Raw genomic sequence first — 22,768 nt, 5'->3', positions numbered from 1 at the left:
TTCGCTAGCTGGTGCAGGCGCCCTTGGCGGCGTCGCCTACGCCTGCCACGACGGCGTCCTGCTGAGCCTTGGACATGGCGGAGAAATCAGGGGATTCGCCCATTTCCTTCACGATGCCCTTGACCGCGAAGTCGGGGGTCCAGTTCGGATCCAGTTGCGGGGCGGACACTTTGGCGGCGGTGAAGAAGTCGATCCAATCCTTGCAGGTCTTCGCGCGCAGCGCCGTCGGGTCGGCGGGTACGCCGCCGGGAAGGGTGCTGGTGGCTGCCGCGGGCGTCGTGGCCGCACCGGATAGGGAGACGGCCGTGGAGGCCGTGACCGGGCCTGACGAGTCCGCCTCCTTCGCACAGCCCGCCAGCGCGATTGCGGCGGCAATAGTGATAACAACAGCCACACCAGGTTTGAACACGGTGTGTCCCCCCTCGACCGAATCCGATATGTGCGGCGGATCGTAACCCCGTCAGCTCACGAGGGAGTCGTTGGGGGTGAGCCGGATCGGGGCGCCGTGGGCGGGGACATGGGTGATGTTGCGAATGCGGGAGTGTTCGGGGCGGGCATCGGGCGGCAGCGAAAGGGTGTGGCGGGTGAGGATTTCCCGCAGCACCGCGATGCCTTCCATGAGCGAGAACCCGGCGCCGAGGCAGCGGCGCACGCCACCGCCGAAGGGCAGCCAGGTGTTGGGCGCCACCGAGCCGTCCAGGAAGCGGTCGGGGCGGAAGACGGTGGCGTCGGGGTAGGTGGCGGGATTGCGGTGGGCCAGCAGGATGGAGGTGGAGACGATGGTGCCGCACGGGAGGTCGAGGCCGCCGATCCGCATGTCGCGGGTCAGTTTTCGGCCGGTGGCGGCGATGACGGTGCGGTGGCGCATGGCCTCCTTCAGGACCGCTTCCAGGTATTTGTCGTCGCCGTCGTGGGCGGCGCGGCGCGCGGTGTGCTGGAGGTCGGGGTGGGCGGCCAGTTCGTGGCAGGCCCAGGACAGGGCCGAGGCGGTGGTCTCGTGGCCGGCCAGCAGCAGGGTGATGAGCTGGTCGCGGAGTTCGGCATCCGTGAGCGGGGTGTCGGTGGGGTGGTCGCCGGAGCCGACGGCCAGCAGCCGGGACAGCACGTCGGCGCGCTGGTCCAGGTCGGGGTGGGCGCGGCGTTCGGCGATCTCGGCGTAGAGCAGGTCGCTGATGGCGGTTTGATTGGCGCGGAAGCGCTTCCACGGGCCGTACTGCTCGAGGCGAGGATATTTCCAGCCGAAGAAGATGAGCGGGTTGACATTGACGATGCGGCGCAGCCGGGGTGCGAGGGCGCTGCGCCGGTATTCGTCGGTGAGGCCGAACACGACCTGCATGATGACATCGAGTGTCAGCTCGTTCATGCGATCCAGGGTGTGCACGGTGGTGCCGGTTGGCCAGCGGTCCACGTGCGCCTTGGCGATGGCCTCCACCAGGGTGCGGTAGCCGCGCAGGGAGGAACCGGCGAAGGCGGGCATGAGCAGCCGGCGGGCGCGGGCGTGCTCGGCCTCGTCGGTGAGCAGCAGCGAATGTTCGCCCATGATGTGCACGAGCAGGCGATTGCCTTCGCCCGCATGCAGATCCGCGGGGTCGGCGGCGAAGATCTCGCGAATGTGCTCGGGCCGGGTGAAGATCACGACCTGTTCTGCATACGGTGCCACCATGCGCAGGGTGAAGGTGTCGCCGTAGCGGCGTTGGGCCCGATCGAGCAGTAGCCCACGGTATTTCGCGTACATGACGGTCTGCAGGAACCGGGGCAGTGCGGGACCGGGCGGAAGTGCGGTGGTCACGGGGGAGATCCCTTCGCGGGGGTCGCGGCGGCGGAACGCTTGTGTACCAGCGTAGATCGCGGGGGTGCTCCCGAGACCGAGAAATGCGGTCATCCCGAGCGGGGCGCGTCAGCGGGGACCGGCCACCGCCTGTGCGCACCGGCGCGCCAGATTCTCGATCTCGGCGACAAGTTCCGGGGGCTCGGTGACCGTGAAGTCGGTGTCGATGGAGGTGATCATCCACGACAGCGCCCACGGCGAATCCGCGCCCACGTGCAGCAGACAGCTGTGCTCGTCCACGGCTTCCAGCACTCCCATGCCGGACCAGATGCGTTCGGCCAGTTCGGCGGCCGAGCGGTGCAGGGTGACGGTGGCGCGATACGGCCAGGCGTCGGTGGACAGCCGATTCGACAGGTAGGTGACGACATCGCCGTCGGGCGGTTCCCGCGGCGGGAAGCGCGGACCGGTCGGAATGCGCGGGTGCAGCCGATCCACGCGATAGCTGCGCCAATCCGCGGCCGCCGGATCCCAGGCCACCAGATACCAGTGCCGGCTGAAATTCACCACCGCCTGCGGTTCGACCTCCCTACGAGATTGGCGGCCCGCGTGATTCGTGTAGTCGAAGCGCAGCCGTTCGCGGCGATGGCAGGCGTCGGACAGGGCGATGAGCACTTCGGGATCGATGCGTGGCGCGTTCGGCTCGACCCGGACCATCGCTCGTTGCAGTGCCTGCAACCGATGCCGCAGCCGCGAAGGCAGCACCTGTTCGAGTTTGGCCAGCGCCCGCAACGACGCCTCCTCGATGCCGGTGACGGTGCCGCCGGTGGTGGTGCGCAGGCCGACCGCGACCGCGAGGGCCTCTTCGTCGTCGAGGAGCAGTGGTGGCAGTGTGGCACCGGCTGCCAGTCGATAGCCCGCGGTGCCCTGCACGGCATCGACGGGATAGCCGAGCTCGCGCAACCGGTCGACGTCGCGACGGACGGTGCGGGTGCTGACGCCCAGGCGGTCGGCCAGTTCGCCGCCGGACCAGTCGCGGTGAGTCTGCAGCAGCGACAGCAGTCGCAGCAGGCGGGCGGAGGTTTCGAGCATGTCCCCAGACTGCCATCTGCTTAGGACGGAAGTTGGCCTAAGGGCTTTCTACCGTGGACATATGACGACTATCGCGCCATTCCGAATCGACATCCCGCAGCACGAGATCGACGATCTGAACCAGCGTCTCGCCGCCACGCGCTGGCCGTCCGAGCTGCCCGGTGTCGGCTGGGACTACGGCATTCCGACCAGCTACGTTCGCGAACTGGCCGACTACTGGCGCACCACCTACGACTGGCGGACGCACGAGGCGGCCTGGAATCGCCTGCCGCAGTTCGTCGCCGAGATCGAGGGGCAGCGCCTGCACTTCCTGCACGTGCGCTCCCCGGAGCCGAATGCTCTGCCGCTGGTCCTGATTCACGGCTGGCCGTTCGAGGATTTCACCGAGATGATCGGGCCGCTGACCGATCCGCGCGCCCATGGCGGAGATCCGGAAGACGCCTTCCATCTGGTCATTCCGAGCCTGCCGGGCTGCGGGTTCTCCGGGCCGACGCAGACGCGCGGGGTGGCGGCCACCGAGCGCGGTGCGGAGTTGATCGCCGAGCTCATGGCCGAGCTGGGATACGAGCGCTACGGCGCGCAGGGTGGTGATGCCGGATCGTTCGTGGCCCCGCAGCTGGGCCGCATCGACACCGCGCATGTGGCGGGCGTGCATCTCAACGACCCCATCACCATTCCGGCCTGGGACGACGACGGTTCCGGGTACAGCGCGAGCGATCAGGAGAAGCTTGCGGCGCTCCAGGATTGGAGCAGCAACGAGACCTCCGGATACGCCGGAATGCATTCCACGCGCCCGCAGACCCTCGCGCCCGCCATGTCGGATTCGCCGGCGGGGATGCTGGCCTGGATCGTGGATGTCGTGCACACCTTCTGCGATCCGTCGGCCGCGCGGCCCGATGATTCGATCGATCGGGACATGCTGCTGACCAATCTGTCGGTGCTGTGGTTCACCGATACGGCCGGATCTTCCATGCGGTTGTACAAGGAATCCGAGCAGTGGGGTGCGGATCTTCCCAATTCGGGCGTACCGACCGGTGTGGCGGTCTTCCCCGGCGGCAGCGTGATTCGCGGGATCGCCGAGAAACAGAACACCGTCGTGCACTGGTCGGAGTTCGATCGAGGTGGGCATTTCGCGGCCATGGAGACACCGGATCTGCTCACCGCCGATGTGCGGGAGTTCTTCCGCAAGCTGCGGTAACGGGTGACGGCGGGGCTCCTGTCCGGGAGCCCCGCCGGGCTTGGGGGAGAACGGGTTCAGCAGGCCCGCAACTCGGTCACCAGGCGCGCGGTCACCGGCGTCGGAACTCCGTGACGAGCACCCGCACGCAGCACCGCGCCGCCGATCGCCTCCAATTCCAGCGCCCGTCCCGCCTCGGCATCACGCTGCATCGACGACTTCGCCTGCGGTGCGAACGAGTCGTAGCGGGCCAGCACCTGAGCGGAGTCGTCGGGACCGCCGCTCGCGCGGCTCACCGCCCCGACCTCCGCGACCAGGGCGGTCAGCTCATCTCGATGCTGAATCCGCACCTCGCCCAAGGGAAGTGCGTATCGCGTGGTCAACAGGGCGAACGGGGCCAGGAACGACAGTTTGGCCCACAGCGCCGCCGTCTCGTCGGCCAGGATGCGCGTGGTGACACCGGCTGCGGTAAACGCCGACTCCAAGGCCACCAGTCGTTCCTTCGGCACCGCATCGCCGGTCAGATCGATGTCGACGAATGCGCTGCCGTGCTCGATCACCCCCGGCGCCACCCGCGTGGATTCCACGCGAATGATGCCGGGCGCCACCCGATCCGGCCGATACCGGGACCGCAGCAGACCCGGATGTTCGACCCCGTTCAGCAGCGGAACAATCAACCCGTCGCCGAGCGCCTCGGCCGGGACGCGCGCGAGGCTGTCCGCCAGTGCGGTCTGCTTGACCGCCACCAGGCAGGCGTCCACCGGTTCCCGCAGCACGGTATCGGCCTCGACCGGCACCGCGAATTCCCCGAACTGCCCGCTGCGCACCCGAATTCCCTGCGCGGCCAGTGTCTGCGCCGTAGGCTCTGCGGCCAGGCAGATCACCCGGTGCCCGGCCCGCACGAGCAGGGCGGCCAGCAGTCCGCCCACTCCGCCCGGTCCCAGCACGGCCACGGTCGGCCTCTCATTCGTCATGACGATTCTTCCTTTCGGTAGGTCGGCCCCGAGACAGGTGGCCGCCTGCCTGAGATCATATGGAAGACATTGAGGCCCAACGAATCTTCCCAAGTGCGGACGATTGATGTATCAACGCAACCGCTGTAACGCAGGCATGCGAACGCGAGTATGGGATGATGAGATCGGGGCCGGCACCGGGCAGCGTGAATACTGATGACTTTTGAACCATCCGTACTGAGACACGATCGCGGCGAGTTCCACAAAGCCATGGAGCACGCCGGCACAGTCGAGTCCATGCTCTGGACGCATCGCCACTGCCTCGAAGGCGACGGCGACACCGCGGAATGCTGTGGGCGCCGCGCCTTTCTACTCGAGCTATGCCGCCGCAATGGCTGGAACTTCCCGTCGCTGGGTGCGCAGGCGGAGCCGGAATCGTCGTTGATTCGCGTCCGTCAGCGTCACGGTTCGACAGGAATTCGCCGTTCCGATTGACGAAGCGCTGGTCAGCGCGTTGCCGGTAGGATATCCGCGCCCGGGCCCCGCAGTCGGTATCGGGTCGCGGTGCGGCCGGTCAGCAGCAGGAGCAGATCGGCTGTCGTGCCTTCGATGACCGCGCCGGTGCCCGCGGTCCATTCGCTGTCGGTGGCTATCAATCGGTAATCACCGAAATGCTTGCGCGCGTGGAACGGCGCGCCCATGGTCCAGACGCGATCGACGGATGTGCGCGCGGCCTCGACGGGCATTTCCCGGTCGAGGCCGAGGGGGAGTGCGATGTCCTGGATGTGCACGAGCAGATCCATCAATCGATCCTCCGGCGTGGTCCCGATGGGGGTGAAACGAGAATCCGCGCACGCGCGCAGCTGGGTGAGAAGTGTTCGCGACGGCGTGCTGTCGGCGTAGCGGATGGCGGTCTCGTGCGCGCCTTTCCCGAGATTTCCGCGTGCCCGCACGACATTGCGCAGGATCCACGGCAGGGTGGCGTGGGTGGCTTGAATCAGATGGGCGACCACGTCGCGCACGCGCCAGCCCGCGCACAGGGTGTCGTGATTCCAGTCGTTGTCGTCGAATTGCTCCAGCATTCCCGCGAGGGCTTCGCGTTCGCTCGCAACGGCATTCCAGACGGCTTCGGTCTGCGGTGAGGTGGACATGGTTTCGGCTCCTTCGGGATCGGTGCCGAAACCGTACGAACTCCACCCGGGTGGAGATTCAAGCCCGAGTGACCCAGACCACCGTTCAGTGGGGCGGGTGCGCGTCGATGGCGAGGCCGGTGATGAGTTGTTCGATGACGGCTCGCACGGCCGCCGTGTTCTCGGGACTGTCTTCGGAGTCGGCGAGGTACTGGGCCGCCTCGTCGAGCGCGCCGACGACGATGAGCGCCAGCGGGCGCACCGGCTGGGGCCGCACCCGCCCGGCCGCGATGGCACCGGCCAGGGCCGTCTCGACCAGGCCGATGGTGTGCCGCAATTCGATTTCGCGCCAGCGTTTCCAGCCGAGGATGGCGGGTGCGTCGAGCAGGGCGATACGCCGCACCTCGGGGGTGGTGGAGGCCCGCAGCCAGGCCAGGCAGCCGACGATCAGGTTCGCGATCGGATCGGCGGAGGCGGATTGCGCGACGGCGGAACCGATCACCTGGACCAGGCTGCGTTCGAGGTCCTCGAAGACCGCTTCGAATAGGTCGCGCTTCTCGCCGAACTGGTGATAGAGCGCGCCGCGGCTGACTCCGGCGGCTGCGGCGACCGCGATGGTGCTCACCCCGCCGTATCCGTACTGCCCGAACAGCTCTCGTGCGGCGCGCACGACCGCAGCGCGGGCGGCGGCCGAGCGTTCGGCTTGGGTGCGGCGGTCAGCGTTCATCTCGACGGTGAATTCTAGGGCAGCGCCGAATTCGGCTTCGATACAAGGCATTTCGAGGGCGGTGCGGTGTTACCATCCTCATACATACAGTCAACCTGTTTGTAAGTTTTGATTCTCGAGAAAGTTTCCGCTCATGTCTGCTGCCACCATGGACCTGTTCGAGCGCTATCACGCGTGCTGGGCCGACCACGACCCCGACCGCATCGCCGAACTGCACACCCCCGACTCGATCTTCCACCTGCACTCCGGAAGCAAGCCCGCGCACGGCCGCGAGGAGATCCGCGCCTCCGCCGCCGACACCTTCGCCCTGGTCCCGGACTTGACCTTCACACTGGTGAATCTGCGTGTCGGCGAAGATTTCTGGGTCGTGCAGTGGAAACTGTCGGGCACCTCGGCCACGGGCGGTGCGGTCGACGTCGATCTGGCCGATGTGGTGTTCGTCGAGAACGGCGCGGTCAAGGAGAAGCACTCCTACGTCGACGGCGTGGCCATGGCCGCCGCGCTGACCCCACCGGCCAACGCTGAAATCAGCTGAGATGCAGTAGATTCCGCGCCCGAACCCGGCTACGACGGGCTCATGCCCGAGGCGGTCTGTCGCAAGAACGCGTGAACCGGCCTCGGTCCTCGGCAATCGATGGCATCCTCGGTTCGGCGGCCCCCTCGAGCATGACGAGCGGGTCGAGCCGATTCGGACCGGGCGGCGCCCAACTGTAGCGATGCCATTCGAAGTGCAGGTGCGGCGCCACACCACCATTGGTGGCGGGATCGGGATTGACCCGCCCGATACGCTGCCCCGCCTCCACTCGGCTGCCGTGTGGAACCTCCCGAATGATGTGCCCGTACACAGTGGTCCCCCCGCCATCCTCGGCCGGATGGTCCACCACCAGCCACCCCGCCGGATCCGGCCCGCCGAAACCACTTGCCGCCCCGGAATACACGACCGTCCCACCCTGCGACGCGTAAACCGGTTCGTTCCCGGCACCACCCACCCGCCCGAAATCCACACCCCAATGGAATCCACCACCGCGCGGCCCGAATCCGGAAGTGACAACCCGCCCCACCGCCATCGGCCAATACCTGCTGTACGCCATACTCCCCGCCTACCCCGTAGGCCGCTGCCCTGACAGAAACGACCACCCGCCCATTACAACAACGTCCCCGAACCAGCGATGTCGGCCGAACGGATGAGTGCCGCACACGATTCCGGCTCCGCGCCGCTCGGCCCCGGCCAATTCGCCATTGCCGGAGGCTGATTCGAGGCCCCTTCGCGGTGTCGGTGCCTACCCGTAGGTTTCGCGCCGTGATGGATTCCTTCGTCTTTCCCGCCCTGCCCGACGGTGTGCCGTCGGGGCGGTATGTCACGGCCAGGCGTTCGGAAGGCCGTGCGGTGCTGTGGGTGACCGGCCTGCGCGAGCGCCGTGCCGGTGCGCTCTGGGCCCGGCTGTACGCACTGCACGCCCGCACCGGGTTGTATCCGCTGTTGCTCGATGCCCTCGACAGTTCGCCTCGGGCCGTCCTGCAGGGCGAGTGCCGGCCCTGGCACCACGATGATCTGCGTTTCGTCCCCGTCGAGAAGATCGACGCCCTCGACCCCGACGATGTGCTGCGGGGCATGTGGCCGGACTACGGCGACGATTACCCGGACCCACGCGAAATGCCTTCGCGCTGGCCGGGTCTCGCCGTGCCGAGCACCTGCGACACCGATCCAGGGCTCGCGGCCGGAAACTTGGCTCGGCGGTTGGCCGGCGCTTCGGATCGGCTCCTCGGCCTGGTCCCGGCCGCGCGGGGCGCCGACGCGTTGTCGTTGAGCGGATGGCGGGGACCGATCAATCACACGAACTTCACCGAAGAGATCTCCGCGGTCGTCCGATCCTGGGAGCAGCGGTTCGGTGTCCGCGTGATCAAGGTGGGTTGGGACACCCTGGACCTGTCGGTCGCCGCGCCGCCTGCCAATCGGGATCACGCCCTGCAAGTAGCGGCCGAGCACCGTGCGTTCTGTCCGGACAACTTCAGTCACGCCTCGCTCGAGTCCTATGCCGCGTGGTTGGTGGGCCGCGACCATTGGAGCTTCTGGTGGGACTAGAGGAGAGCGGCCACGGGCATTGCATCTCCGATGCTGCTTGGAATATTGTATTCCATGATTTCTTGGAATAAGGCAGCATGCTGCGAGTCTACTGTGGAAAGAAGCTCTCGTGATCTTCAGTGCTGCCGGAACGACGTCTGAACTCCGGTCATCCGATGTGGCTCGCGCGCAACGGCGTGCGCTGACTGTTCTGGTTTCGGCGCAGATCCTCAGCGGTTTGCGGGGCTGGCTGCCGGGATCACTGTGGGTGCGCTGCTGGCGCAGGAAATGTTGGGGTCCACCGGTTTGGCCGGGGTGCCCAGCGCGTTGTTCACCGCGGGGTCCGCGGTCGCGGCTGTCGGGGTGGGGCGGCTGTCGCAGGCGCGGGGTCGCCGGCCCGGATTGGCGGCCGGATATCTGACCGGCGCGGTGGGGAGTCTCGGTGTCATCGCCGCGGCCGTGCTCGACAACCCGGCGCTGCTGTTCCTCGCCTTGTTCGTCTATGGCGCGGGTACCGCCACCAACCTCCAAGCGCGTTATGCCGGAGCCGATCTCGCGACGGCCTCGCACCGTGGCCGCGCCGTGTCGACCGTGCTGGTCGCCACCACGCTGGGCGGGGTCGTCGGGCCCAATCTGGCTGCGCCGACCGGTCAGCTGGCCACCGCGATCGGCATTCCGCACCTGGCCGGGCCGTTCCTGCTCGCCGCGGCGGCCTACACCCTGGCCGCGCTGGTGCTGGCGGTATGGCTGCGCCCGGACCCCCTCCTGCTGGCCCGCGAACTCGGTTCGGCGGACCCCACGGCCACCGCACCGGGCTCCGACCCGGTCGACGGGTCCGGGAAAGGCATTGCCGCAGGCGGTTTCGTCATGGCCCTGACGCAGCTGGTCATGGTGGCGATCATGACCATGACCCCGATCCACATCCTCGAGCACGGCCACGGCACCGCCGCCGCGGGACTGGTGATCGCCGTCCACGTCGGCGCCATGTATCTGCCGTCGCCGTTGACCGGCTGGGCCGTGGACCGCTTCGGGCGGCTACCGGTCGCCGCGGCGTCCGGGGTGACGCTGCTGGCCGCGGGTCTGCTCGCCGCCGCCGCGCCGGGCGACTCGGTGGTGCTGCTCGCCGTCGCGCTGGCTCTGCTCGGACTGGGCTGGAATCTGGGACTGGTCGCCGGTACCGCCATCATCACCGATACGGTGCCGCTGGCCACCCGCGCCAAAACCCAAGGCGCCGTCGATGTCTCGATCGCCCTGGCGGGCGCCACCGGCGGGATGGGTTCGGGGCTGGTGGTCGCCGCCGCCGGGTATCCCGTGCTCGCCGTCGCCGGTGGCCTGCTCGCGGTGGCGGTCGTTCCGGTGGCCGCGTTGGCCGGTGCGCCGCGCCGATCCCGGTGAGCCTCGCCGCATCGGCGGACCCGCCCGGTGCACACGCTGCAGACATGCCGATGCGGCAAAGCTGCGGGGAGCTGGACTAATCGGTCATATCATGAGGCTATGCCCACCAATCGGATCGAGGGGCGTACCGCTGTGTTCGCCGACTGGGCCTGGCAGGCTCTGTTGGTGGTCGGAGTGTGTTCGGTGCTGCTGGGGGTGGCACTCGCGGTGTGGCCGAACAAGTCGGAGCCGCTCGAAGGAGCCCTGTGCGGGCTGGTGCTGGCAGCCAGTGCCGCGGTGCAGTTGATCGTGGCGTTCGGGGCGAATATCGCGGGTGGGCTGCGGGTGCTCGAGTTCTTCAGCGGGGTGGTGGCGCTGCTGCTGGCGATCTGGGCGTTCGGGAGCGGGCAGTGGATTCTGCTGCTGGCCTTGTGGATCGGGATGGGGTGGATGATCCGGGGCGTGCTGCAGGCGGTGGTCGCGGCGTGGACGGACTTTCCGGGGGCGTGGCGGCAGGAAATGATCGGGCTGGGCACCACGGCGGTGGGGCTGGTGGTGGCGGTGGGGCCGTTCGAGTCGCCCACGGCATTCTCGGTGTGGATCGGTCTGCTGGTGATCGCGCTCGGGGTGACCGAGGTGTGCACGGCGGTCCGGCTCGAGCGCGTGGTGCCGGAGACCGTCTGACCCGGCGCGGAGTTGCGGACTTGGAATGAAAGCGACACTCCCCAAATCAGTCAATTGCCAAATATTTGCCGGTAGCGTCGCCGGTGTTCGTGTATTCGGGCAGACGATCGCGCGACACGCATGCCGCGCCGATCACATCGGAAGGTGGGGTTGATGGCGCGAGGCAACGGCACCAGGATCGATGGTGAGCTCACCGAGGCATTGATCCGCAGCAGGCGATTCTTCACCCGGGCCGAGATCTCGCCGGATCTGCGCAGCGAATACCTGCGCGGCGGACGGCAATCCGACGACTTCTACCGGGACCGGTGGGCGCACGACAAGGTGGTGCGGTCCACGCACGGGGTCAACTGCACCGGATCGTGCTCGTGGAAGGTGTTCGTCAAGGACGGCATCATCACCTGGGAGAACCAGGCCACCGACTATCCCTCGCCGGGCCCGGACCGCCCCGATTACGAGCCGCGCGGCTGCCCGCGCGGGGCGGCGTTCTCCTGGTACACCTATTCGCCGACCCGGGTGCGGTATCCGTATGTGCGCGGGGTGCTGCTGGAGATGTATCGAGAGGCCAAGGCGCGCACCGGAGATCCGGTGCGGGCGTGGGAATCGATCGTGTCCGACCCGGAGCGGGCGCGCCGCTACAAGAGCGTGCGCGGGCGCGGCGGGCTGGTGCGGGCCAGCTGGGACGAGGCGGTCGAGCTCGTCGCGGCGGCGCACGTGCACACCATCAAGACCTACGGGCCCGACCGGGTGGCGGGGTTCTCGCCGATTCCGGCCATGTCGATGGCGTCCTTCGCGGCCGGGTCGCGGTTCATCTCGCTGCTGGGCGGGGCGATGCTGTCGTTCTACGACTTCTACGCCGATCTGCCGGTGGCCTCCCCGCAGGTGTTCGGCGATCAGACCGATGTGCCCGAATCCGGGGACTGGTGGGATGCCGGGTACCTCATCATGTGGGGCTCGAACGTGCCGGTGACGCGCACGCCGGACGCGCACTGGATGACCGAGGCGCGCTATCGCGGGCAGAAGGTCATCTCCGTCGCCCCCGACTACGCCGATAGCGTGAAGTTCGCTGACGAGTGGGTGTCGCCGCATCCGGGCACCGACGGCGCACTGGCCATGGCCATGGGGCATGTGATTCTGCGTGAGTTCTTCGTGCAGCGGCAGGTGCCGTACTTCCAGGAGTACGCGCGCAAGTACACCGATCTGCCGTTCCTGGTGCGACTGGAGAAGGGCGAGGACGGATTCCGGCCGGGCAAGTTCCTCACCGCCGCCGATCTGCCCGAATACGCGAGTGAACCGAACGCACAGTTCAAGACCGTGCTGCTGGGTTCGGACGGAAAGCCGGTGGTGCCCAACGGATCTCTGGGTTTCCGCTACGGCGAAGCAGGCGCGGGCAAATGGAATCTGCTGCTCGACGGGGTCGAGCCGCTGCTGAGCATGGGTGAGCAGGGCGCGGTCGCGGTGCGGCTGACGCGCTTCGACACCGGCGACGGCGCGGCCGCGGAGATCGTGCGCGGGGTGCCGGCGCGCACCATCGGCGGGCATCTGGTGACCACGGTATTCGATCTGCTGCTGGCGCAGTACGGCGTGGAGCGGCCGGGCCTGCCGGGGCAGTGGCCCAGCGGCTACGAGGATGCGACGCAGCCGGGAACACCGGCCTGGCAGGAGACCATCACCGGTGTTCCGGCGGCCATGGCGGCGCGCATCGGACGCGAATTCGCCGCCAACGCAGAGGAATCCAACGGCCGGTCCATGATCATCATGGGTGCGGGCACCAACCACTGGTTCCACTCCGACACCATCTATCGGGCGTTTCTGGCGTTGACGACGCTCACCGGCTGTCAGGGCGTGAACGGCGGCGGCTGGGCGCACTACGTCGGGCAGGAGAAGTGCCGGCCGGTGACGGGCTGGGCGCAGGTGGCCAATGCCCTGGACTGGACGCGTCCGCCGCGGCAGATGATCCAGACCGCCTACTGGTATCTGCACACCGATCAGTTCCGCTACGACCCGTTCAGTGCCGACACCCTCACTACGACAACGGGATCCGGGTCGTTCGCGGGCAAGTCCACCGCGGATCTGCTGGCGCAGTCGGCGCGCATGGGCTGGATGCCCTCGTTCCCGACCTTCGACCGCAATCCCCTCGATCTGGTCGACGAGGCCGAGGCCGAAGGCGTCGCCCCGGCCGATCACATCGTGTCGCAGTTGAAGTCGGGTCAGTTGCGGTTCGCCTGCGAGGACCCCGACAACCCGCGCAACTTCCCGCGCACGCTGACCATCTGGCGCTCCAACCTGCTGGGCTCCTCCGGCAAGGGCAACGAGTACATTCTCAAACACCTGCTGGGCGCGGACAATTCACTGCGCGCCGAGGAAGCCCCCGCCGATCAGCGGCCCCGCGACGTCGTCTGGCGCGAGGAGGCCCCGACCGGGAAACTGGATCTGCTGCTCACCCTGGATTTCCGCATGACCAGCACCACCATGTTCTCCGATGTGGTGCTGCCCGCGGCCACCTGGTACGAGAAGCACGATCTGTCCTCCACCGACATGCATCCCTTCGTGCACTCGTTCTCCCCGGCGATCTCGCCGCCGTGGCAGACCCGCACCGACTGGGACGCGTTCATGACCATCGGCGAGGTGTTCTCCAAGCTGGCGCGCGGGCATCTGAATGTGCGCAAGGATCTGGTGGCGACCCCGCTGCTGCACGACACCCCCGATCAGATGGCGACTCCGCACGGCGTGGTGCGGGATTGGAAAGCCGGTGAGTGCGAGCCGATTCCGGGCGTGACCATGCCGCGGCTGACGGTGGTGGAACGCGACTACACCGCGGTGTCGGCCAAGATGCGCGCTCTGGGGCCGCTGCTGGACACGCTGGGCGCGACCACCAAGGGCATCACCTTCGAGGTGGGCCGCGAGATCGAGTATCTCAAGGCGGCCAATGGCGTCGTGCACGGCGGACCGGCCGACGGGCGGCCCTCGCTCAAACGCGATATCGATGCCTGCGAGGCGATTCTGGCGCTCTCGGGCACCACCAACGGGCATCTGGCGACGCAGGGCTTCAAGACCCTCGAAAAGCGCACGGGCACACAGCTTGCGGATCTGGCGGCCGAGTACGAGGGCAAGCAGATCCATTTCGCCGACACTCAGGCGCAGCCGCAGCCGGTGATCACCTCACCGGAATGGTCGGGTTCGGAGACCGGTGGTCGTCGCTACTCGGCGTTCGTGGTGAATGTCGAACGGCACAAACCCTGGCACACCCTCACCGGCCGCCAGCACTTCTATCTCGATCACGACTGGATGGCCGAGGTCGGCGAGCAGCTGCCGATCTACCGGCCGCCGCTGAACATGACGGCGCTGTTCGCCGAACCCGTGCTGGGTTCCGAAGGCGCGCAAGGGCTCACGCTGCGGTATCTGACCCCGCACAACAAATGGTCGATCCATTCCGAATACCAGGACAACCTGTTCATGCTCAGCCTCTCGCGTGGCGGGCCCAACATCTGGATGTCGAATATCGATGCCGCGAAACTCGGTATCGCCGACAACGATTGGATCGAGGCGGTCAATCGCAATGGCGTGGTGGTGGCGCGCGCGGTGGTCACCCATCGCATGCCCGAGGGCACGGTGTACATGTATCACGCCCAGGACCGGCTCATCGACGTCCCGCTGTCGGAGACTTCCGGCAAGCGCGGCGGCATGCACAATTCGCTGACCCGGCTGCTCATCAAGCCGACGCATCTCATCGGCGGTTACGCCCAATTGTCGTTCGCGTTCAACTATCTCGGCCCGACAGGCAATCAGCGTGACGAAGTGACGGTCATCCGCCGTCGCAGCCAGGAGGTGCAGTACCGATGAAACCCATGGCGCAGCTGGCGATGGTGATGAACCTCGACAAGTGCATCGGCTGCCACACCTGCTCGGTGACCTGCAAACAGACCTGGACCAATCGGGCCGGAGTCGAGTACGTGTGGTTCAACAATGTGGAAACCCGTCCCGGACAAGGCTATCCGCGCACGTATGAGGATCAGTCGAAGTGGAAGGGCGGATGGACCCTCGATCGCAAGGGGCGGTTGAAACTCAAGGGCGGCGGGCGTTATCGCAAGCTGTTCACCATCTTCGACAATCCGATCCTGCCGGAACTGTCGGACTACTACGAGCCGTGGACCTACGACTACGAGACGCTCACCACCGCACCGCTGCAGCAGCACACGCCCGTGGCGCGGCCCAAATCGCTGATCACCGGTGAGGACACGAAGATCACCTGGTCGGCCAACTGGGACGACAATCTGGCGGGCGCACCCGAACTGGCGCAGCACGATCCGCTGCTGAAGCAGGTCGGGGACAAGGTGAAGTTCGAATTCGACCGGACGTTCATGTTCTATCTGCCGCGCATCTGTGAGCACTGCCTGAATCCGGCGTGCATGGCCTCGTGCCCGTCGGGGGCGATCTACAAGCGCACCGAGGACGGGATCGTGCTGGTCGATCAGGACAAGTGCCGGGGCTGGCGCATGTGCGTGTCGGGCTGCCCGTACAAGAAGATCTATTTCAATCATCGGACCGGCAAGGCCGAGAAATGCACGTTCTGCTTCCCGCGCATGGAGGTCGGGCTGCCGACGGTGTGCGCGGAGACCTGTGTGGGGCGGCTGCGCTACATCGGGGTCATGCTCTATGACGCCGACGCGGTGGCCGCGGTCGCCGCGACGCCCGATGATAAGGATCTGTATGCGGCGCAGCGGGATTCGTTCCTGGACCCGTTCGATCCGGCGGTCATCGCCGAATGTGAGAAGGCCGGGATTCCGCGGGACTGGATCGAGGCGGCGCAGAACTCTCCGGTGTACGCGCTGATCAACAAGTATCGGGTGGCGTTGCCGCTGCATCCGGAATACCGGACTGTTCCCATGGTCTGGTACATCCCGCCGCTGTCGCCGGTGGTGGACGCGCTGCGCGACACCGGGCACGACGCGGAGGATCACGGGAACCTGTTCGCCGCCATCGAGGCGCTGCGGATTCCGGTCGAATACCTGGCGGAACTGTTCACCGCCGGGGACACCGGGCCGGTCAACGATGTCCTGCGCAAGCTGGCCGCCATGCGCAGCTATATGCGCGATATCAATATGGGCCGTGACACCCAGCCCGAGATCGCGGCCCGGGTCGGGATGTCCGAGGAGGACGTCTACGAGATGTATCGGCTGCTGGCGCTGGCCAAATACGATGAGCGCTATGTGATTCCGCCCGCGCACACCGAGCAGGCGCACGGGCTCGAGGAGCTGGCCACCGACTGCAGCCTCGACTACGACGGCGGGCCGGGCATGGGCGGCTGGGGGCCGTTCGGTGAGACCTCGGGCGCGCCGACACCGGTGGCGGTGGAGAACTTCCGCATGCTGCAGAACCGTCAGACCGCCGATTCGAGCTCCTCGGTCAAGGGCGGCGGGCGGGTGAACCTGCTCAACTGGGACGGGCGCGGCACGACCGAGGGGCTCATGCCCGAACGCAACGGCGGGAAGCATCGCAAATGAAACTGACCGACACCCAGCGCAGTACCGCCTGGCAGGTGCAGTCGCTGCTGCTCAGCTATCCGGATGCCGACCTGCTGGGTTGGCTTCCGCTGCTGCGCCGTTCGGCCGCCGCGCTACCGGATGCACTCGGTGCACCGTTGCAGCCGCTGCTGATCCACCTCGAAACCGGTGAACCGCTCGCGCTGGCCACCGAATTCGTGGACACCTTCGATCATCGCAAGCGGTTCAGCCCGTATCTCACCTGGTTCGCGCACGGGGACACCCGCAAGCGGGGCATGGCGCTGCTGCGGTTCAAGCAGGTGTATCGCGATCACGGCCTGCTGCTCGACGAGGGTGAGCTGCCCGACCACCTCGCGGTGGTCCTGGAATTCGCGTCCGCGCATCCCGGGCCGGGACAGCGGTTGCTGATCGAGCATCGGGCCGGACTCGAGGTCATGCGACTGGCGTTGCGCGAGGCCGGTTCTGCGTGGACCGGTGTGCTCGAGTCGGTGTCGGCCACGCTGCCGCCGCTGCGCGGTGACGAGCAGGCCGCCATCGCGAAACTCGTCGCCGCCGGCCCACCCGACGAGGGCGTGGGCCTGGAACCGTTCGCCCCACCCACCTACATGCCCGCGGACCTGGGAATGCCGACAGTCGCAGGAGGCCGACGATGACACAGACGGTGAGCACCTCGGAAATCCTGCTGTGGGTGGCGATCCCGTACGCCGCCCTGGCCGCCTTCGTCGTCGGCCTGATCTGGCGCTACCGCTACGACAAGTTCGGCTGGACCACCCGCTCCTCGCAGATCTACGAGAACCGGCTGTTGCGCCTGGGCAGCCCGCTGTTCCACTACGGCATCATCTTCGTCTTCCTGGGACATGTGCTGGGCCTGGCCATTCCCGAGTCCTGGACCGACGCCATCGGGATCAGCGAGAGCACCTATCACGCGGTGTCTTTCGGCATGGGCGCTCCGGCCGGCGTCGCCACCGTCGTGGGTCTGCTCATCCTGATCTACCGTCGCCGCAGCGTGGGGTCGGTCTTCTCCGCGACCACCCGCAACGACAAGATCATGTACGTCCTGCTGGGCGTGACCCTGGCGCTGGGTCTCACCGCCACCCTCTACGGCAATATCACCGGCCACCCGCACAACTACCGTGCGGACATCGGCCCCTGGCTGCGCTCCATCTTCTACTTCCACCCCAAGCCGGAGCTGATGACCACCGCGCCCTTGCTCTTCCAGCTGCACGCCCTGGCTGCCTGCGCCCTGTTCGCCTTCTGGCCCTTCAGCCGTCTGGTGCACGTCTTCTCCGCCCCCGTCTGGTATCTCACCCGCCCCTACATCGTCTACCGCTCGCGCGCCGTGGCAGGTCCCGGTGCGCACAAGCCGCCGCGCGGCTGGGAACGCGTGCAGTAGCCGTCAAAACCGTGTGCCCGCAGGCCATTCCCGCGCGATGTCACGGTCGCCGTCGGTGATCGAATGCCCGCCGGGCAGAACATGATGGGTGAGCAAGGCTCCTGCGGGACGCAGCCGTTCGGCCAGCCGTAGACCGTCTCCGGGCGATCTACGGCTGTCTTTTTCACCGTCGATGATCAGGACCGGTGTCCCGTCCAGACGAAAGGCGGGATCGTCTGTGAAGGGGGACAGGGGGCGGAGCAGGATCGCTCCGGAGAGCAGACTCGGCCGGGTCATCAGTAGGGCGGCGGCCATGATGGCGCCGTTGGAGAAGCCGATCGCGATCGGCCGCTGGGCGAGGTTGTGAGCGGCGCAGGATGTTTCGATGAAACTCGCCAGTCTCGGCGCCCTGGCCGCGATATCGGTCTCGTCGAGCCGGCGATCCGGGAAGCGATGGAAGAAGGCGTATCCGCCGGGCAGGGCCACTGCGCCGCGGACAGCGAGTGTCGATGCGTCCGGCGCCAAGGCGTCGGCGAAGGGCAGCAGGTCCGATTCGGTGCCGTCGGAACCGTGCAGCAGGACGAACGGCGGTGTGGTGGTGCCGGTCCCCGGACGGAAAAGGTGCGTGTGCGGCGGTTCCGCCATGGGATGTCACCTTAACCGGACATCGCGAAGACTGAATCGCCTTTTCTGCGAGGTGGTTTCGGATAGCGTGGGCGGTATGTCCGAGATTGAGCGGTTGAGTGCGCTCAGCGGGGTGGCTCGGGGCGAGCTCGAAGCGCTGGGGGAGCTGGACGAGGATCAGTACCGGGTGCTGCGGCAGGCGTTCGAACGCGCGCAAGAGACCCGGCAGCGGGAATTGGACGAGGCGATCGATGGCGGATTGACCATGGTGCCTCGGCTGGTGCGCCCGGCAGTGCGGCGAATGCTCTTTTCCTGACGATTTCCCGGGGGGCGATGGTGACCGATTTGGCGGCACGGGCCGAGGTGGTGAAGCTCGCCCGCGAGTTGCATACCTCGGTGGAGGAGCTGGCGTTTCTGCTCGATGGTGATGCGTCGGCCATCCGGCGGGTTCGACGGGGAATGCATCACGCGCTGGATGCGCGGCACCGGCCCATGTTCGATCGGGTGGCGAAGGTCAGTGCGCTGGTACCCAATTCGCTGGCGGTGGCCATTGCCACTCGGTTCTACGGCCCGATGCTGTGCGGAATGATCGCCACCTCACTGAGCCCGGAACGCGCCGCGGCATTGATCGGCCATGTGGACGTGAACTTCCTCGCGGAGGTGTCGGTGCACGTGGACGCGGATGCGGCCGGACCCATCGTGCGGGAATTCGACAGTGCCGTGCTGATCCCGGTCATGCGGGAAATGATGGCGCGCAAGGACTATGTCACCCTGGCGCGCTTCCTGGTCGCGGCCACCGATCAACAGCTGCTCGACGTGATCCCGCACATCGACACCGGCGAGGACCTGCTGATGGTGGCCTTCAACGCCGAGCTGGACACCGTCGCGGACCGCTTCGAAGTGGTGCTGGCCGGCCTACCCGACCCCCTCATCCGCGAGATCGTGCAGGCGATGCACACCCACGACCGCTTCGCCGAGGCCTGACATTCATGCAGTTCCTCACCACCGAGACCCTCGGCCGCGTCGCCGACGCCGTGGCAGAGATGGGCCCGCACGTCCTGACCCATCTCGTCGATTCCTGTCACCGCGAAAACGCCTGGGCAGAACTGATGCCGATGGCCGCCGCCATGTCCGCCGACAACCTCCGTCGTATGGCCGACCTCGACATCTGGAACGCGGACAAGCTCACCGCCGTCACCGAAGCGGCCGAAAGAACCGGCCACGGCGACGAACTGGCGCGACTACTCACCGCGGCCCACGAGCCGCACGACTGACCCCATCGAGCAGGCACGCCGGCCCGAACTCGAAACCGTCCGCTGGACAGAAGTCCTCCGGGGAGCTCGGAAAAGCCATGGTGAGCATGGATTCTGTACGCCGACTGCGCCTATGCAGCGAATGCAATCACCCCGGGATGGTCTGCGGGTCCGACCCGGGTAGCACTGTCAATACCGCTGAGGTTCCGTCGAAGTGCCTGCTGACGGTGGATGTGGGCACATGGGTGCGGGATCTAGCGTGGCGGTATGTCCACGCAGGCCGGGTCGCCGGTTCCGGTTGCCGCCGGGCGGCGCATCGGTGAGATCGATATTGTGCGCGGGTTCGCGCTGTTCGGGATTCTGATCACCAATACCCTTGTCGGGACACTGCTGTTCTCGTTCACCGGCAGCGGCGACACACTGGCGCTGCGCTATGACGGCGGTCTGGATCGGTTCGTGTACGCGGTGCTCGAGGGGTTGTTCCTGGGCAAGTTCTATCTGCTGTTCGCGTTCCTGTTCGGGTATTCGTTCACCCTGCAGATCGCCGCGGCGCAGCGGGCGGGGGCCGCGCCGGTGCCGCGATTGCTGCGGCGCAGTGGCGCGCTGTTCCTGATCGGGCTGGCGCATGTGCTGCTGCTGTGGATCGGCGACATTCTCACGCTCTATGCCGCGCTGTGCGTAATTCTGGTGCTGCTGCGCAAGATTCGGCCGCGCACCGCGCTGATTACGGGGGTCACGCTGTATGTGCTGTTCTCGGCACTGGCGTTCATTCCCGGCAAGGGCGGGTTCGTGGGACTGGGCGAGTTGTTCGACATGCCGCGCATCCACGCCGGAATGACCGGCGGTTTCGGCGACACGCTGAGCACGCAGCTGTGGCTGGGCCCGCTGTTCATGATCTTCATCTGGGTCGGGCAGGGCATTCCGAGCATGGGCATGTTCCTGATCGGTATGGCGGCCGGCAAGCGTCGCGTGTTCGAGGACGAGGAACTGCTGCGCCGGTGGACGCCGCGGGCGCTGTGGCTGGGATTCGGTGTGGGACTTCCCGTGTCGCTGGTGACCATCGTGGTGTGGACGGCGCACGGTGCGCTGCCCTGGTATTGGACGGGCCTGCAGCAGCTGGTGAATCCGCTGCTCACGCTGGGCTATGTGGCCGCTGTCGTAGGGTTGACGCGCTCGCGTTTCGCCGCCGCGATGGCCCGTTTGGCCCCGGCCGGGCGGATGGCGGCGTCGAATTACCTCGCCCAGTCGGTGATCTTCATGCTGTTGTACACGGGATACGGTGCGGCGCTGGCGGATCGGGTGCCGCCGGCGGTGGTCGTGGTGCTGGCGGTGGCGACCTTCGCCGTGCAGCTGTGGTGGAGTGCGTGGTGGATGGGCCGTTTCGCCTACGGCCCGATCGAGTGGGTGCTGCGCGCGGCCACCTATCTGTCGGTGCCGGCCTGGCGGTCGCGGAAATCGTCGGCGTGAACAGTGGCCCACTGGGCGAAGGTGCGTGGCGCCCGGCCGGTGACCTCCTCGACGGTGGCGCGCACCACCGATTCGTCGATGGCTCCCTCGACATAGAAGTCGAAGAAGGCGTCCACGTATTCGACGGGCGTGTTGCGCAACAGGTCCGCGCGCGCCTGCGCGTCGGTGAGTTCCTCACAGTGCAGGGCCCGGCCGAGGATCTCGCCGAGAATGGCGACCTGCTGGGCGGGGCGCAGCGCTTCGGGGCCGGTGGGCCACAGGATTTCCCCACGCAGCGCTTCCTCCCGGAACGCGGCCGCCGCGACCGCGGCCAGGTCGTAGGGGTCCAGGCAGGCGGTGGCCACGGTCGGGAACGGCGCGCGCACGGTGTCGCCGTCGCGTAGTTGCGGCCGCCAGCGCAGCGCGTTGGAGTCGAAGGCGCTGGGCCGCAGGATCGTCCAGGCCGCTCCGGATTCGATGACCTCGCGTTCGGAGGCCAGCATGTAGCGGGTGATCGCATTGGTGGTGTCGCCGGTGGCCGCCGAGACGCCCGAGAGTTGCACGATGTGCTCGACACCGGCCGCGGCCGCGGCGGTGGCGACGCCCGGATAGCCGGGCAGCAGGAACAGCGCGCGCACGCCGTCGAAGGAGAGTGTTTGCGGCGCGGTCAGATCCGCGGTGACGGCCTGCACACCCGGTGGCACGACGGTGTGCGGATCTCGGACCAGGGCCTGGACCGGTTCGGCTCCGGCGAGTGTGTGCACCAGTTCCGCACCGACATTGCCGGTCGCGCCCGTCACGAGAATCATGGGCCATCCCCTCGTCGATCTCGCCCGCACGCCGGGCGTCCCGCGTCCAGGAATACACCAGAACGCAATGGGGAGAACGGATTTGCCGCCGATCTGTTCAAGATCACAAAGCTGCGGGCGCGGGTGGTCCGGCGGGCGGCGCGGCGGAGGGAAAGAGCCGCGGCGCAGGCGATGCCGGGCCGGGACGGCGGCGGGGAGTGAAGCACCGCCGGCACAGGATGTACCGGCGGTGGGGATCGGACGGGGTCAGGCTTCCTCCGCGTTGGCGGCCATGGCGGTCAGCAGTGCACCGAGGTCGCGGGCTTCGGCGGGACTCAGGGTCACGCTCCAGCCTTTGCTGGTGATGGTGATGTCATGGTCGCGTGGCACATCGTTGTCGAAAGCGTCTGCGCCGTAGAGGAATATCGTCGCATCGGAATGTTCCAGCGACAGGGCGACCGGAATCCGGCTGCCGTAATGCGACCAGCGACTGTCCGGCTCGTCCGGTGCGTGGTCTTCCACGCACCAGGGCGGGCAGGGACGTGGGGGCGCGCTGGGCGGTGTGTAGGTGGTGCTCACCGGGGTGTTGCTCCTCGATCGTGGATAGTGCGTCGAGGCGGTCCGCCGCGTCCCTGCAGTTGGATCGGACCACCCGGTATGGACGGTACTCCCTACGCGCGCAACAGAAACAATCCGACTCGCCGATCCAGTTTGTAGCACCTGCCCGGGTTTGTCTCGAACGTGGCCGGGTAACGGCGCCGCGGTGCGACAGCGCGTGCGGCCACTCCGGAACAAACGGTCGAGGCGGGCCGAATCCGGT

General features: G+C 67.3%; 22 protein-coding genes and 1 pseudogene. 13 read left to right on the top strand and 10 right to left on the bottom strand.

Features of this window, described 5'->3' with window-relative positions:
• Window positions 1-4: 4 nt before the first annotated feature.
• From H0264_RS24190 to H0264_RS24180, 3 genes are all read right to left on the bottom strand, one after another.
• Entirely contained in the window at window positions 5-394 is a 390-nt protein-coding gene (locus tag H0264_RS24190; protein ID WP_181579666.1) for a hypothetical protein, read from the bottom strand.
• A 66-nt stretch (window positions 395-460) separates the two neighbouring features.
• Window positions 461-1,798, bottom strand: coding sequence for a cytochrome P450 (locus H0264_RS24185; protein WP_276514558.1), 1,338 nt, complete (start codon window positions 1,796-1,798; stop codon window positions 461-463).
• A 99-nt stretch (window positions 1,799-1,897) separates the two neighbouring features.
• On the bottom strand, window positions 1,898-2,857 hold the full coding sequence (locus tag H0264_RS24180; RefSeq protein WP_181579664.1) for a helix-turn-helix transcriptional regulator: 960 nt from the start codon (window positions 2,855-2,857) through the stop codon (window positions 1,898-1,900).
• 61 nt (window positions 2,858-2,918) lie between these two features.
• On the opposite strand from H0264_RS24180, the gene H0264_RS24175 reads away from it, so the two are divergent.
• Entirely contained in the window at window positions 2,919-4,055 is a 1,137-nt protein-coding gene (locus tag H0264_RS24175) for an epoxide hydrolase family protein (RefSeq protein WP_181579663.1), read from the top strand.
• Window positions 4,056-4,111: 56 nt separating this feature from the next.
• Here the strand turns inward: H0264_RS24175 and H0264_RS24170 are convergent, their stop codons facing one another.
• The 3 genes from H0264_RS24170 to H0264_RS24160 all read right to left on the bottom strand — a co-directional run bounded on the left by H0264_RS24170 (window position 4,112) and on the right by H0264_RS24160 (window position 6,844).
• Complete coding sequence (locus H0264_RS24170; RefSeq protein ID WP_181579662.1) at window positions 4,112-5,008, bottom strand: ketopantoate reductase family protein; 897 nt, start codon at window positions 5,006-5,008, stop codon at window positions 4,112-4,114.
• A 485-nt stretch (window positions 5,009-5,493) separates the two neighbouring features.
• Entirely contained in the window at window positions 5,494-6,138 is a 645-nt protein-coding gene (locus H0264_RS24165; RefSeq protein ID WP_181579661.1) for a maleylpyruvate isomerase family mycothiol-dependent enzyme, read from the bottom strand.
• Between the two features lie 85 nt (window positions 6,139-6,223).
• The gene (locus H0264_RS24160) at window positions 6,224-6,844 is read right to left on the bottom strand and encodes a TetR/AcrR family transcriptional regulator (RefSeq protein ID WP_181579660.1); all 621 of its coding nucleotides are present in this window, start codon (window positions 6,842-6,844) and stop codon (window positions 6,224-6,226) included.
• Window positions 6,845-6,977: 133 nt separating this feature from the next.
• Between H0264_RS24160 and H0264_RS24155 the strand changes: the two genes are divergently transcribed.
• Window positions 6,978-7,379, top strand: a complete 402-nt coding sequence (locus tag H0264_RS24155; protein ID WP_181579659.1) for a nuclear transport factor 2 family protein — start codon at window positions 6,978-6,980, stop codon at window positions 7,377-7,379.
• Window positions 7,380-7,419: 40 nt separating this feature from the next.
• On the opposite strand, the gene H0264_RS24150 is transcribed toward H0264_RS24155, so the two are convergent.
• Entirely contained in the window at window positions 7,420-7,911 is a 492-nt protein-coding gene (locus H0264_RS24150; RefSeq protein ID WP_420832108.1) for a peptidoglycan DD-metalloendopeptidase family protein, read from the bottom strand.
• A gap of 236 nt (window positions 7,912-8,147) precedes the next feature.
• On the opposite strand from H0264_RS24150, the gene H0264_RS24145 reads away from it, so the two are divergent.
• The 7 genes and pseudogenes from H0264_RS24145 (at window position 8,148) to narI (ending at window position 17,858) form a co-directional block, all read left to right on the top strand.
• Entirely contained in the window at window positions 8,148-8,927 is a 780-nt protein-coding gene (locus H0264_RS24145; protein ID WP_244976281.1) for a DUF4253 domain-containing protein, read from the top strand.
• A 157-nt stretch (window positions 8,928-9,084) separates the two neighbouring features.
• Window positions 9,085-10,301: pseudogene (locus H0264_RS24140) on the top strand (MFS transporter).
• Window positions 10,302-10,400: 99 nt separating this feature from the next.
• A complete protein-coding gene (locus tag H0264_RS24135; RefSeq protein WP_181579656.1) occupies window positions 10,401-10,964 on the top strand; it encodes a DUF308 domain-containing protein in 564 nt (187 codons plus the stop codon).
• Window positions 10,965-11,117: 153 nt separating this feature from the next.
• The gene (locus tag H0264_RS24130) at window positions 11,118-14,804 is read left to right on the top strand and encodes a nitrate reductase subunit alpha (RefSeq protein ID WP_220139830.1); all 3,687 of its coding nucleotides are present in this window, start codon (window positions 11,118-11,120) and stop codon (window positions 14,802-14,804) included.
• Window positions 14,801-16,465: a nitrate reductase subunit beta gene (narH, locus tag H0264_RS24125; protein ID WP_181579654.1), complete on the top strand. Its 1,665-nt coding sequence runs from the start codon at window positions 14,801-14,803 to the stop codon at window positions 16,463-16,465. The genes H0264_RS24130 and narH overlap by 4 nt, the downstream gene beginning before the upstream one ends.
• Entirely contained in the window at window positions 16,462-17,118 is a 657-nt protein-coding gene (gene narJ / locus H0264_RS24120) for a nitrate reductase molybdenum cofactor assembly chaperone (RefSeq protein ID WP_181579653.1), read from the top strand. Before narH ends, narJ begins: the two co-directional genes overlap by 4 nt.
• 8 nt (window positions 17,119-17,126) lie before the next feature.
• Window positions 17,127-17,858, top strand: coding sequence for a respiratory nitrate reductase subunit gamma (gene narI, locus H0264_RS24115; RefSeq protein WP_420832107.1), 732 nt, complete (start codon window positions 17,127-17,129; stop codon window positions 17,856-17,858).
• Between the two features lie 3 nt (window positions 17,859-17,861).
• On the opposite strand, the gene H0264_RS24110 is transcribed toward narI, so the two are convergent.
• Window positions 17,862-18,482, bottom strand: coding sequence for an alpha/beta hydrolase (locus tag H0264_RS24110; protein WP_181579651.1), 621 nt, complete (start codon window positions 18,480-18,482; stop codon window positions 17,862-17,864).
• A 76-nt stretch (window positions 18,483-18,558) separates the two neighbouring features.
• Here H0264_RS24110 and H0264_RS24105 point away from each other — a divergent pair, with 76 nt between their 5' ends.
• From H0264_RS24105 to H0264_RS24090, 4 genes are all read left to right on the top strand, one after another.
• Window positions 18,559-18,777: a hypothetical protein gene (locus tag H0264_RS24105; RefSeq protein ID WP_181579650.1), complete on the top strand. Its 219-nt coding sequence runs from the start codon at window positions 18,559-18,561 to the stop codon at window positions 18,775-18,777.
• A gap of 17 nt (window positions 18,778-18,794) precedes the next feature.
• Window positions 18,795-19,445, top strand: coding sequence for a hypothetical protein (locus tag H0264_RS24100; RefSeq protein WP_220139829.1), 651 nt, complete (start codon window positions 18,795-18,797; stop codon window positions 19,443-19,445).
• A 5-nt stretch (window positions 19,446-19,450) separates the two neighbouring features.
• The gene (locus tag H0264_RS24095; protein WP_181579648.1) at window positions 19,451-19,735 is read left to right on the top strand and encodes a hypothetical protein; all 285 of its coding nucleotides are present in this window, start codon (window positions 19,451-19,453) and stop codon (window positions 19,733-19,735) included.
• 246 nt (window positions 19,736-19,981) lie between these two features.
• Window positions 19,982-21,181, top strand: coding sequence for a DUF418 domain-containing protein (locus H0264_RS24090; RefSeq protein WP_181579647.1), 1,200 nt, complete (start codon window positions 19,982-19,984; stop codon window positions 21,179-21,181).
• Here the strand turns inward: H0264_RS24090 and H0264_RS24085 are convergent.
• Together H0264_RS24085 and H0264_RS24080 are read right to left on the bottom strand one after the other, a co-directional pair.
• Complete coding sequence (locus tag H0264_RS24085) at window positions 21,136-21,969, bottom strand: NAD(P)H-binding protein (RefSeq protein ID WP_181579646.1); 834 nt, start codon at window positions 21,967-21,969, stop codon at window positions 21,136-21,138. The genes H0264_RS24090 and H0264_RS24085 overlap by 46 nt on opposite strands.
• A 246-nt stretch (window positions 21,970-22,215) precedes the next feature.
• Window positions 22,216-22,527 (bottom strand): DUF6907 domain-containing protein, encoded by a 312-nt coding sequence (locus H0264_RS24080; protein WP_181579645.1) that lies wholly within the window; start codon window positions 22,525-22,527, stop codon window positions 22,216-22,218.
• Between the last annotated feature and the right edge of the window lie 241 nt (window positions 22,528-22,768).

It is taken from the genome of Nocardia huaxiensis, assembly GCF_013744875.1.
Taxonomy (GTDB): domain Bacteria; phylum Actinomycetota; class Actinomycetes; order Mycobacteriales; family Mycobacteriaceae; genus Nocardia; species Nocardia huaxiensis.
Note: the sequence above shows the minus strand (reverse complement) of the source record. Positions and strands in the feature narration are given on the sequence as shown.